Origin of the sequence: Bisgaardia hudsonensis, from assembly GCF_004345785.1 — a bacterium.
Lineage (GTDB): Bacteria > Pseudomonadota > Gammaproteobacteria > Enterobacterales > Pasteurellaceae > Bisgaardia > Bisgaardia hudsonensis.
Genome location: NZ_SLXI01000003.1, coordinates 214,724 through 227,429, shown reverse-complemented (window position 1 = coordinate 227,429; position 12,706 = coordinate 214,724). Strand labels below are relative to the sequence as shown.

Sequence of the window (12,706 nt, the reverse complement as noted above, 5' to 3'; positions counted from 1 at the left end):
TCAGTAAGATTTTCGCTTATACTAACAACAGTTTTTCAATTCCCTTTTAAGATAAAGGGCAAACAAATATAGGTATTTCAAATGGGATTTTTAACAAATAAACGTATTCTAATTGCGGGCGTAGCAAGTAATCGTTCAATCGCTTATGGTATTGCGAAAGCAATGCATCGTGAAGGAGCAGAATTAGCTTTTACTTATCAAAATGATAAATTGAAAGGGCGTGTGGAACAATATGCAGCAGAATTTGATTCTTCAATCGTGATTCCTTGCGATGTTGGCGAAGATGCGAGTATTGAGGCTTGTTTCCAAGAGTTAGCAAAACATTGGGATAAATTTGATGGTTTTGTTCATTCTATTGCTTATGCACCAGCGGATCAACTCGATGGCGATTATGTTAATGCGGTAAATCGTGATGGTTTCCGTATTGCTCACGATATTAGTTCATACAGCTTCGTCGCAATGGCGAAAGCTGCTCGTCCAATGTTAAATGAAGGTTCAGCTTTAGTAACGTTAACGTATTTGGGGGCAGAGCGAGCAATTCCTAACTACAATACAATGGGTGTAGCAAAAGCCTCATTAGAAGCGAATACTCGTTTTATGGCGTATGCAATGGGTAAAGATGGTGTACGTGTTAATGCAATTTCCGCAGGACCAATTCGTACTTTAGCTGCAGCGGGTATCAAAAACTTTAAGAAAATGCTTGCTGCTTGTGAGGCAAATACACCAATTCGCCGTACTGTCACCATCGAAGATGTGGGTAATACTGCTGCATTTTTATGTTCTAATTTAGCCTCAGGTATTTCTGGTGAAGTCGTACATGTTGACGGTGGTTTTAATATCGTGGCAATGAGTGAGTTAGAGTCAGAGTAAGATAATAAATTCTAAAAAGGTACGTTTAGGCGTACCTTTCCTAATTTTAAATTTGTGGTATAAAAGCCACCATTTCAATAAGTGATAATATGTTTCAAAATAACCCCCTACTTTCCCAATTAAAAAAACAAATTCATGACAGTAAACCTAAAGTTGAAGGTATCGTAAAAGGTACGGATAAGTCTTATGGTTTTTTAGAATGCGATAAAAAATCCTATTTTCTTCCCCCACAAGCGATGAAAAAGGTTATGCACGGCGATAAGATTAAAGCCACTATCGAAACTAACGGTGATAAAGAACAAGCTGAACCAACGGAACTTATTGAGCCAATGCTGAGTCGATTTATTGCTCGTGTTCATTTCTATAATAACAAATTACAATTATTGGTGGAGCACCCGCAAATTAATCAGCCAATCAATGCAAATAAAGCAAAAAATGTTGAAAAAGAATTAAAATCAGGGGATTGGGTGGTCGCACAATTAAAAACACATCCATTAAGAGATGATCGATTGTTATTTGCTCAAGTAACCGAGTATATTTGTGAGGCAGAAGATGAATTTGCACCTTGGTGGGTAACCTTAGCAAAACATCAACAATCTCGCTATCCAGTACAAGGTGCAGAAAGTTATGAAATGCTAGATACTCAACCAAGAGAAGATTTGACCGCTCTTAATTTTGTAACTATCGACAGTGAAACTACAAAGGATATGGACGATGCATTGTATATTGAGCAAGTCGAAGAAAATGGGCAACAAATTGGCTGGAAATTAGTGGTAGCAATTGCTGATCCAACGGCTTATATTGATGAAAATTCACAAATTGAAAGAGATGCGAAACAACGTTGTTTTACAAATTACCTACCAGGTTTTAATATTCCAATGCTACCAAGGGAATTATCTGATGATCTTTGTTCACTGACAGAAAATGATCAACGTGCAGCACTGGTTTGCTATATTGAAACTGATCTACAAGGTAAAATCACAAAAGATCCTCAATTTGTGTCCGCTTATGTTATTTCCAAAGCGAAATTGGCTTATAACAAGGTGTCAGATTATTTAGAGCAAAAAGATAATGCTTGGCAGCCAGAAAACCCAGTAATTAAACAACAAATTGACTGGCTACATCAATTTACCCTAGCTCGAATTACTTGGCGACAAACACATCATTTATCTTTTAAAGAAAAGCCTGATTGTTCTTTTATTGTATCGGAAAATGGACATGTTCAAGAAATCAAAGCGGAATATCGCCGAATTGCCAATCAGATCGTGGAAGAGTCTATGATCATTGCAAATATTTGTGCGGCACAATATTTAGACAGGGTAGCAAAGTGCGGTATTTTTAATACACATTTAGGCTTTGACCCTAAATTCTTAGAAAATGCCCATAAGTTTTTGTTAGATAAAGTGGCAACAGAAGCAAATCAAGCAGAATTATCAGAACGTTATTCGACCAATAATCTAGCGACATTGGCAGGATATTGCCAAATGCGTCACGATATAGAGCCTATTGAGGGGGATTATTTAGAATTACGTTTACGCCGTTTTTTAACCTTTGCAGAATTTAAATCAGACTTAGCACCGCACTTTGGTCTCGGATTAGACGGTTATGCGACTTGGACATCGCCTATTCGTAAATATTCGGATATGGTCAATCATCGTTTAATTAAAGCAAGTTTAACTACTCAATCTTATAAAAAACCAGAAGATGAGATTTTACAGCGTTTGCAAGAGGCTCGCCGTCAAAATCGCTTAGTTGAACGAGATATTGCTGATTGGCTTTATTGTCGTTATTTTGCAGATAAAGTGGCTGAAAAACCAGTTTTTGATGCCGAAATTCAAGATATTATGCGTGGTGGCTTTAGAGTGCAATTATTAGAAAATGGAGCACAAGCATTTTTACCATCATCAATGGTTCATCCTAATAAAGAAGAAATGCAAGTTAATTCTGATGAAATTGCCTTGTATATTAATGGCGAAAAGCAATATCAATTAGCTGATGTGATTAAAGTACGATTAATCGAAGTCAAGGAAAGCACTCGCAGTTTAATTGTTGAATTGGTTGCTTAAGTTTCTTATTCTTCTTCTTTGTAATAAAAAAATCTGGTTCTTTTACCAGATTTTTTTATTTATGAAGTTATTATTTTTTATTTTTATAAATAGCTATCGCCTCTGGTAATAAGCGTTGTAGATTGGCTTTTCTTGCTTTGTCATTAGGGTGAGTCGAGGAAAGTGCTGCTAATACCCCACCTGAACCTCCAGTTTTTTGTGCCATTTTATCCCATAATCCTGGTGCGGCTGCTGGATTGTAGCCAGCTTTTGCCATTAAGAATAAGCCAACTTCATCAGCTTCGGTTTCGTTGCTACGAGAATAAGGTTTATTAATCCCCCAGTCAGAAGCAAGACCAACAACTAAGCCACTGGCTTCACTGCCGATTTGGGTTGCTAAGGTTACTTGAGCAACTTGTGCCACAACATTGGTAAACATACCTAAATTAACTTTTTTCTTTCCGTGCTCTTTCAGTGCGTGTGCCATTTCGTGTCCCATTACCGTAGCAATTTCGTTATCATTAAGTTTTAGGTTATCGACTAATCCAGTGTAAAATGCCATTTTGCCTCCTGGCATTGCCCAAGCATTGAGTTCTTTTGATTTGATAACCGTAATTTGCCAATCAAATTTTTGTCCAGTTTGGTTTTCTTGATCTGCATAAGGACGGAGTTTGTTAAAGACAGAATAAATACGTTTTGCGGTTTGTGATTGGTTATCAACCATACCTTTGGTTTTCACTTCATTAACTGTTTTTGCATAGCTTGAGGCGGCTTGTTGATTAATTTCAGCGGTACCGGCACAAGCAGTTAATAGTATTGCAATGCTAGAGATAACAGAGAGTTGTTTTAGGATTCTTTGCATTATTAATTCCTTAGGTTAAATTAGGTAGGTAAACTTATGGCGGATTAAGGGGAAAATACGCCATAAATAGAAAAAAGCCGCTCTAGTAAGAACGGCATTTAAGAAAAAATAGTTATTTTTTAGCACGCTCAAATGAATCTAAAATTTCTTGGCGAGCCGATTCAACCCCTTCCCAGCCATCAACTTTCACCCATTTTCCTGCTTCTAAGGCTTTATAACTTTCAAAGAAATGTTGGATTTGTGCTTTTAATAAAGCAGGTAAATCATTTACATCTTGAATATGATCATATTCTTTGCTTAATTTAGTATGTGGCACCGCAACGACCTTAGCGTCTTGACCTGATTCGTCAGTCATTTTTAATACGCCCACAGGACGACAACGAATAACTGAACCTGGTTGTAATGGATAAGGTGTTGGCACTAATACATCAACAGGATCGCCATCTAATGACAATGTGTTATTAACATAACCATAGTTTGCTGGATAGAACATCGCAGTTGCCATAAAACGATCCACAAATAATGCACCAGATTCTTTATCCACTTCATATTTTATTGGATCAGAATTTGCTGGAATTTCAATAACTACATAAATATCATCTGGTAATGCTTTACCGGCTGGTACATTTTTTAAACCCATTTTAGTATTCCTTTTTGTTTATGATAAATAATTCTGTTCAATTATAGCGTTATTTGGGCTTGTTTGTCGATATAACCAATAAATTGACGATTAAAAATGACGGAAAAAAATAAGAAAATAGATTGATTTTTTATTTTGTACTACTATAATAGTGCAAAATATTTAAGGAGAGCTGTATGCAAAAAAATAAATTACCATCTTTATTAGGTGGCACGATGATTATCGCTGGCGCGACAGTCGGTGCGGGTATGTTAGTGAATCCCACTTCAACGGCAGGCGTTTGGTTTATTGGATCAATTTTTGTACTAGTTTATACTTGGTTTTGTATGACCACATCAGGATTGATGATTTTAGAGGCGAATTTAAATTATCCTTCAGGGGCAAGCTTTGACACTATTGTTAAAGATCTGTTAGGTAAAGGTTGGAATATTGCCAATGGGTTGTCTGTGGCATTTGTTTTATATATTTTGACTTATGCTTACATTACATCTGGTGGAGGATTAACACAGGATTTTGTTAATCAATTAGTGAGTTTATCAGGCAATACCGTTGATGTTGGACGTAGTACAGGATCTTTACTCTTTTGTGTTGTATTAGCCAGTTCTGTATGGGTATCCACAAAAGCTGTAGATAGATTTAGCACGATATTGATTGTTGGAATGATTATTGCCTTTTTTGTTTCTACGGCAGGTTTAATGGGATCAGCCACAACTGATGTATTACTTAATAATGTAGCAGAGGGGGAGCAACAATATTTACCTTATATTTTGACCGCACTTCCTGTTTGTTTGGTGTCTTTTGGGTTTCACGAGAATGTACCGAGTTTAGTAAAATATTACAATCGTGATGCGAAAAAAGTAATGAAATCAATCTTTTTAGGCACAACTTTAGCATTAGTAATTTACTTATTATGGCAGTTTGCGGTTCAAGGTAATTTACCGAGAGCCGAGTTTGCACCTGTTATTGAAAAAGGTGGGGATATTTCCGCATTATTGAAAGCATTAGCTAGAAATATTGAAGCAGATTATGTGGGCGTAATATTAAGATTCTTTAGCTATATGGCAATTGCAAGTTCATTTTTAGGGGTAACCTTAGGATTATTTGATTATCTTGCTGATTTATTTAATTTTGATGATAGCCCATTGGGTCGTATGAAAACCACTTTAATTACCTTTTTACCGCCATTAGTATTAAGTTTACAATTTCCTTATGGGTTTGTGGTGGCTATTGGTTACGCTGGTTTGGCGGCGACTATTTGGACGGCGATTGTGCCAGCTTTATTAGTGCGAGCAAATCGTAAGAAATTTCCAAATCAAAATTATAAAGTATATGGCGGACGTTTTATGATTTACTTCATTATGTTCTTCGGGTTAATTAATATCTTTGCACAAATTGCGGGTCAATTTGGATTATTACCTGAATTTACGGGATAATGTAAAATACAAAGAAAGTAATCTAAGGTGCGATTTTCGCACCTTTCTTTTTTTGGTTATTTCGATCATTTTATAATATATTTTATGGTATGTTGTATTTTAATTATTTCACCACGATAGTGATATTTTATGAAAAAATCTGTTTATGATAACGATGGCTTTTTTGAACTGTATCAAAAGCTAAGAAACAATCCATTGAGTTTAAATGAAGTTGTCGAAAAACCGACAATGTTATCTTTATTGCCTGATTTAACTGAGAAGACTTTGTTAGATATGGGCTGTGGAACAGGGGAGCATTTACAACTTTATTTACAACGGAAAGCAAAATTTGTGGTAGGTATTGATTTATCCCAGTCAATGTTACAACAAGCAAAGATTAATTTAACAAAACATAATGAAAAACAACCGCACTTTGCTTTACATCATTTAGCAATGGAACATATTGATGAGTTAGCAGATGAATTTGATGTGATAACCAGTTCCTTTGCATTTCATTATATTGAAGATTTTCCTAAGTTGTTGAGGAAAATTTATCATAAATTAAAACCCGATGGTGAGATGATTTTTTCCCAAGAACACCCTATTGTTACTTGTTATAAACAGGGTGATCGTTGGCAGAAAAATGAACATAAACAACAGATTGCTTATCGTTTAAATTATTATCGAGAAGAAGGAGAACGAGATCGTAGCTGGTTTAAACAACCTTTTAAAACTTATCATCGTACGATTGCAACGATTTTTAATGATTTAATTGCAACAGGATTTAAAATAGAAAAAGTAGTAGAGCCAATGCTTGCAGAACAAGCAGAATTGCACAATGAATTTAAAGATTTACAACATCGCCCAGTATTATTATTTGTTAAAGTGAGAAAATGTTAGCTGAATTATTATTAATTTAGATTGGAGAATTTAATGAATTGGAATATACCTAATCTCGATAAAAATTATTTTATTATTTTAGCCATCTTTGTGGTACTCGCTACTTTTTTAAATATTTTTTCTAAAATAAGAAGATATTCCCAATATAAAAAAAGTATCAAAATAATCGTTTTTTAACACCAAAAGATAGCCTAACAAAGATTATGAATGCTGATTTTCAAAAAGCACCATTAATGAATAAATGTGAATATAAACTCTATATACGATTGATTAAGTTGTTAAATGAGCAATATTACAATAAAGGATTAAGATTATTTTCTCAAGTTTCTATGGGCGAATTTCTTAAATCTAAAGATTCAGAAGCATTTAAATTAATTAATAGTAAGAGAGTCGATTTTTTAATTATTAATAATATCGGATTGCCTGTAGTGGTTATTGAATATCAAGGAAATGGACATTTTGATAATAATTTTATTGAACGAGATGCGATTAAAAGAGAAGTTTGCCGTAAAGTGGGAATTGAATTTATTGAAATAAAACCTGAGTATGACGAATTAGAGTTTGATTTTATTGCTAGAGCGTTAAATTCTGTTATATCAAAAAATGTTGTATAAAAAATACTTGCCAAATAAAAATTTTTATTATAGATTGGAAAACACTTAGTTTTGGAGAAAACAAATATGAATTTCAATTGCACTACTCGTCATCATCACCATCACCCTGATTAATCTTTCAGGCGTTTGGTGTTGCTTGGAAGATTTTTCTTCCGAGTAGTGCTTTAAAGTAAGTCGTTATAAACGCAAAGATAAAAAAGACACAAAATCTCTCGGAAGAATACCTTCCGAGAGATTTTTTTTATATCTAAAATTTATTAAGGACTACTATATGGAAAGCAAGGTAACAAACAAGACAGCGAACAATAGACTGCGTATTGCGATGCAAAAATCAGGTCGTTTAAGTCGTGAATCACAAGCATTATTGAAACAATGTGGTGTGAAAATTAATTGGAATGAACAGCGTTTAATTGCTTATTCTGAAAATATGCCGATTGAAATTTTAAGAGTGCGTGATGATGATATTCCCGGTTTGGTGTTTGATGGCGTGGTGGATTTAGGCATTATCGGTGAAAATGTACTAGAAGAGGAAGAACTCGGACGTTTGCAAGCTGGCGATAATATTAGTTATAAACTGCTTAAACGTTTAGATTTTGGAGGCTGTCGATTATCTTTAGCGGTTCCAAAAGATTTTATTTATAACCATATTCAAGATTTACAAAATGCACGTATTGCGACGTCTTATCCGAATTTATTAAGACGTTTTATGCAACAACAAGAGATCGCTTTTAAAAACTGTTTATTAACGGGATCCGTTGAAGTTGCACCGACTGCTGGTTTGGCAAATGCTATTTGTGATTTAGTGTCATCGGGGGCAACCCTTGAAGCTAATGGTTTAAAAGAAGTCGAAGTGATTTATCGCTCTAAAGCCTGTTTAATTCAACGCTCAAGTGAATTAGATGTAGAAAAACAAGCTCTGGTAGAGCGACTATTAACCCGCATTCAAGGGATACAGCAAGCCAATGAATCTAAATATATTATGTTACACGCCCCTAAAAATAAACTTACGGAAATTACCGCACTCTTACCTGGTGTAGAACATCCTACGATTTTACCTTTAGCAGAAGATAATAGCAAAGTGGCTATGCACGTGGTTAGTCAAGAAAATCTGTTTTGGGAAACGATGGAAAAACTAAAAGCCGTGGGGGCAAGCTCAATTTTGGTGTTACCTATTGAAAAGATGATGGAATAACCCTTAGAAAATGGTCATTAAAAAATAGATAGAATAGGAATAAATATGCAGACTTTAATTTGGAATAATTTAACAGAAGTGGAAAAGCAACAAGCATTGGCTCGTCCTACAATATCCACTTCCGATGAGCTTAAAAGTGCGGTACAAAATATTATTGATTTTGTGCGTTTACAAGGGGATCAGGCTTTATTTGAATTAACCGAAAGATTTGACAAGATAATGCTAGATAGCCTTGAGGTAACGCCACAACAGATTGCTAATGCTTGTGAGCTTGTACCTGAAGATTTAAAACTGGCGATTCAAAATGCAAAACGCAATATTCAGGTTTTTCACGAAGCTCAAAAATTACCGATAATAGATGTTGAAACACAACAAGGTGTGCGGTGCGAGGTATTAACTCGTCCAATCAATCAAGTTGGACTATATATACCCGGTGGTTCTGCACCTTTATTTTCAACGGTATTAATGCTTGCTGTTCCAGCGAAGATTGCAGGTTGTAAAAAAATTGTGCTATGTACACCACCACCTATTGCGAATGAAATTCTTTATACCGCTAATTTATGTGGTATTGAAACAATTTATTGCGTAGGAGGGGCTCAAGCTATCGCGGCAATGGCATTGGGAACCGAAACTATTGATAAAGTGGATAAAATATTTGGTCCCGGTAATGCTTTTGTTACTGAAGCAAAACGTCAAGTGAGTCAACTGGCAAATGGTGCAACTATTGATATGCCAGCTGGACCTTCAGAAGTATTGGTACTTGCTGATGAATTTGCTGATGCAGATTTTGTTGCTAGTGATTTACTCTCTCAAGCGGAACATGGTGCGGATAGTCAAGTGATTTTAGTTACAACCAGCGAAAACTTGGTTAAGCAAGTGCTGCAATCTGTTGAAAAGCAGCTGGCTCAATTAGCTAGAGCAGAAACCGCTCGCCAAGCACTTTCCCATAGTCGTATTTTTATTGCAGAAAATTTACAACAATGTATTGAAATTAGTAATCAATATGCACCAGAACATTTAGTGGTACAAGTTGAAAATGCACGTGATTTGTTGCCATTGTTAGACAATGCTGGGTCTATTTTCTTAGGGGATTACTCGCCAGAAAGTATGGGGGATTATGCTAGTGGAACTAATCACGTTTTGCCTACGTACAGTTATAGTAAAACGTATTCTAGTTTAGGATTGGCTGATTTTAGTAAGCGAATGACAGTACAAGAACTCACGCCACAAGGGTTTATGGATCTTGCGAAAACTGTAGAGCGAATGGCAACGGCGGAGCAACTTGACGCTCATAAACAAGCGGTTAGTATTCGTTTAGCCAAAATGACTAAACAAGCCATTCAACCAATAGCTAAATAATAGGAGCATAATATGTCAATTTCGTTATTATCTCGAAAAAATATACAAGCACTTACTCCCTATCAATCTGCAAGACGATTAGGTGGAAAGGGGGATATTTGGTTAAATGCTAATGAATATCCTATTTCAGCAAACTTTAATTTAACTGACCGCACGTTTAATCGTTATCCAGAGCCACAGCCTGAAAATGTGATTAATGCTTATGCTAGTTATGCAAATGTTAAGCCTGAAAATATATTGGTGAGTCGTGGTGGCGATGAAAGCATTGAGTTGCTTATTCGAGCATTTTGTGAAGCAAATGATCAGCTACTTTATTGCCCACCTACTTATGGAATGTACGGGGTGAGTGCAGAAACCTGTGGGATTACTACAAAAATAGTGCCATTAACGGCAGATTTCCAACTTGATCTTGCTGAAATTGAAAAAAATCTCGATAAGGTCAAGATTATATTTGTGTGTAGCCCAAATAACCCTACGGGTACTTTAATAGAGCGGTCGGATTTATTAACACTTTTACAAATGACCGCAGGGCGAGCGATTGTAGTCGTTGATGAAGCCTATATTGAATTTTGCCCACAAGCCACAATGGTCAACGAATTAGCCAATTATCCACACTTAGCTATTATCCGTACCCTGTCTAAAGCCTTTGCTTTAGCGGGATTACGTTGTGGTTTTACGCTTGCCAATCCAGAGTTAATTAGTATTTTACAAAAGGTAATTGCACCTTATCCTTTGCCCATTCCTGTTGCTGATATTGCTAGTCAAGCCTTGCAAAAAGCTGGTTTATCTCAAATGCGAATGCAAGTGGCTGATACGCTTAATAATCGCCAATGGTTGATTGAACAATTACTACAAATTCCTATTGTGGAAAAAATTTTTGAAAGTGAAGCTAATTATGTATTGGTTAAATTTCAAAATGGTGAAAAAGTATTTAACCAATTATGGCAGCAAGGGATTATTTTAAGGAATCAACATAACGCATTAGGATTACAACATTGTATTCGCATTACTATTGGTACGGCTGATGAAAATTGTCGTTTGATTACAGCGATTCAACAGATTTCACAAGATTAACAAGAGAGAAAGAATATGACACAAGCAATATTATTTATTGATCGTGATGGTACATTGATTGATGAGCCTAAAACAGATTTTCAAATTGATAGTTTGGAAAAATTAAAATTTGAAGCAAATGTTATCCCAGCATTACTCAAATTAAAACAGCAATATCGTTTTGTTATGGTAAGTAATCAAGATGGATTGGGAACGGCGTCTTTTCCACAAGAGCATTTTGATAAACCTCATAATGCAATGATGGCATTGTTTCAATCACAAGGTATTGAATTTGATGAAGTGCTAATTTGCCCACATAAACCAGAAGATCATTGCGATTGCCGTAAGCCAAAAACTAAGTTGTTAAAAAAATATATTGATAAGCAATTATTTGATCTGAAGACTAGCTTTGTTATTGGTGATCGTGAAACTGATGTGCAACTAGCGGAAAATCTTGGTATTCGAGCCTTACAATATCACCCAGAAAAATTAAATTGGGATTTAATTGCAGAAAAACTACTTGGAGAGCCAGTTACCAATATTGATAGTAATCAACCTCGTTACGCTGAAGTTAGCCGTAAAACCAAAGAAACGGATATTAAAGTACAAGTTTGGCTAGATGAAACAGGGGTTAATGAGATTAAAACAGGGGTTGGATTTTTTGATCATATGTTGGATCAAATTGCTACACATGGTGGTTTTCGTATGAATGTGAGCTGTAAAGGTGATTTGTGGATTGATGAACATCATACTGTGGAAGATACCGCACTTGCGCTGGGTACCGCTTTAAAGCAAGCCATTGGCGATAAGCGAGGGATCGCTCGTTTTGGTTTTGTACTACCAATGGACGAATGCAAGGCAGAATGTGTATTAGATTTATCAGGACGTCCTTATTTTAAATTTAAAGCTAAATTCAAACGCGATAAGGTGGGAGATTTCAGTACAGAAATGACTGAGCATTTTTTCCAGTCTATTGCTTATACGTTAATGGCAACCCTACATTTGAAAACAACTGGCGATAATGATCATCATAAAATTGAAAGCTTATTTAAAGTATTTGGGCGTACTTTAAGACAAGCTATTCGTATTGAAAGTAATGTGCTACCGAGCAGTAAAGGTATTTTATAAATTGATTAATAATAGGGAATAAAGTGAAAAAATGAAGACTATTACCATAATCAATACTCGCTGTGCTAATTTATCTTCCGTTAAATTTGCCTTTGAACGTTTAGGTTATCGAACAGAAATTACAGCAGATATTCAACGCATACAGTCTGCGGATAAATTGATTTTACCCGGTGTTGGAACGGCAAAGGTTGCAATGAATAATTTAGCTGAATTGGATTTAATTGACGTGATTAAGCAGGTAACTCAACCTATATTGGGGATTTGTTTAGGAATGCAATTAATGACGGAATATTCAGCTGAGGGTAAGGTGAATACTTTAGGTATGATGACAGGAAAAACGGAGTTACTTGCTGACAATCATTTACCTTTGCCACATATGGGCTGGAATCAGGTACATTATCAACCAGATAATCCGTTATTTTGGGGGATAGAACAGGATAGCCATTTTTATTTTGTTCATAGTTATGCTGTGTTGCTAAATGAGCATACTATTGCAACATCAAATTATGGAGAGGATTTTTCTGCCGCATTACAACGTCATCATTTTTATGGGGTTCAGTTTCACCCAGAGCGTTCAGGGAAAAATGGTGCATTGTTATTGAAAAATTTTGTGGAAAATATTAAATAAGGA

General features: G+C 35.6%; 12 protein-coding genes and 1 other annotated feature. Of the genes, 10 read left to right on the top strand and 2 right to left on the bottom strand.

Translation table 11 applies throughout. The features are described 5' to 3' along the window. Nucleotides 1-81 precede the first annotated feature (81 nt). Nucleotides 82-870, top strand: a complete 789-nt coding sequence (gene fabI / locus EV697_RS05830) for an enoyl-ACP reductase FabI (protein ID WP_132023614.1) — start codon at nt 82-84, stop codon at nt 868-870. An 89-nt stretch (nt 871-959) separates the two neighbouring features. Continuing rightward, nucleotides 960-2,936: an exoribonuclease II gene (gene rnb, locus EV697_RS05825; RefSeq protein ID WP_132023612.1), complete on the top strand. Its 1,977-nt coding sequence runs from the start codon at nt 960-962 to the stop codon at nt 2,934-2,936. Nucleotides 2,937-3,006: 70 nt separating this feature from the next. Here rnb and EV697_RS05820 read toward each other — a convergent pair whose 3' ends face one another. Together EV697_RS05820 and ppa are read right to left on the bottom strand one after the other, a co-directional pair. Next, entirely contained in the window at nt 3,007-3,777 is a 771-nt protein-coding gene (locus EV697_RS05820; RefSeq protein ID WP_132023610.1) for a M48 family metallopeptidase, read from the bottom strand. 112 nt (nt 3,778-3,889) lie between these two features. Continuing rightward, entirely contained in the window at nt 3,890-4,417 is a 528-nt protein-coding gene (gene ppa, locus EV697_RS05815) for an inorganic diphosphatase (protein WP_132023608.1), read from the bottom strand. A 176-nt stretch (nt 4,418-4,593) separates the two neighbouring features. Here ppa and mtr point away from each other — a divergent pair, with 176 nt between their 5' ends. The 8 genes from mtr (at nt 4,594) to hisH (ending at nt 12,703) form a co-directional block, all read left to right on the top strand. Further along, nucleotides 4,594-5,850, top strand: coding sequence for a tryptophan permease (gene mtr, locus EV697_RS05810; protein ID WP_132023606.1), 1,257 nt, complete (start codon nt 4,594-4,596; stop codon nt 5,848-5,850). Between the two features lie 129 nt (nt 5,851-5,979). After that, nucleotides 5,980-6,729: a class I SAM-dependent DNA methyltransferase gene (locus tag EV697_RS05805; RefSeq protein ID WP_132023604.1), complete on the top strand. Its 750-nt coding sequence runs from the start codon at nt 5,980-5,982 to the stop codon at nt 6,727-6,729. Nucleotides 6,730-6,932: 203 nt separating this feature from the next. Next, on the top strand, nt 6,933-7,343 hold the full coding sequence (locus EV697_RS05800) for a DUF2726 domain-containing protein (protein WP_132023602.1): 411 nt from the start codon (nt 6,933-6,935) through the stop codon (nt 7,341-7,343). An 89-nt stretch (nt 7,344-7,432) separates the two neighbouring features. Continuing rightward, nucleotides 7,433-7,586 (top strand) — a sequence feature (His leader region). Between the two features lie 28 nt (nt 7,587-7,614). Further along, nucleotides 7,615-8,535 carry an ATP phosphoribosyltransferase gene (gene hisG / locus EV697_RS05795; protein ID WP_132023600.1) on the top strand — a complete coding sequence of 307 codons (921 nt, stop codon included), beginning with the start codon at nt 7,615-7,617 and terminating at the stop codon, nt 8,533-8,535. A 45-nt stretch (nt 8,536-8,580) separates the two neighbouring features. Further along, the gene (gene hisD / locus EV697_RS05790) at nt 8,581-9,894 is read left to right on the top strand and encodes a histidinol dehydrogenase (RefSeq protein WP_132023598.1); all 1,314 of its coding nucleotides are present in this window, start codon (nt 8,581-8,583) and stop codon (nt 9,892-9,894) included. 12 nt (nt 9,895-9,906) lie between these two features. After that, nucleotides 9,907-10,968 (top strand): histidinol-phosphate transaminase, encoded by a 1,062-nt coding sequence (gene hisC / locus EV697_RS05785; RefSeq protein WP_132023596.1) that lies wholly within the window; start codon nt 9,907-9,909, stop codon nt 10,966-10,968. Nucleotides 10,969-10,983: 15 nt separating this feature from the next. Then, nucleotides 10,984-12,075 carry a bifunctional histidinol-phosphatase/imidazoleglycerol-phosphate dehydratase HisB gene (hisB, locus tag EV697_RS05780; protein ID WP_132023594.1) on the top strand — a complete coding sequence of 364 codons (1,092 nt, stop codon included), beginning with the start codon at nt 10,984-10,986 and terminating at the stop codon, nt 12,073-12,075. 31 nt (nt 12,076-12,106) lie between these two features. Then, nucleotides 12,107-12,703 carry an imidazole glycerol phosphate synthase subunit HisH gene (gene hisH / locus EV697_RS05775; protein WP_132023592.1) on the top strand — a complete coding sequence of 199 codons (597 nt, stop codon included), beginning with the start codon at nt 12,107-12,109 and terminating at the stop codon, nt 12,701-12,703. The last annotated feature ends 3 nt before the right edge of the window (nt 12,704-12,706 follow it).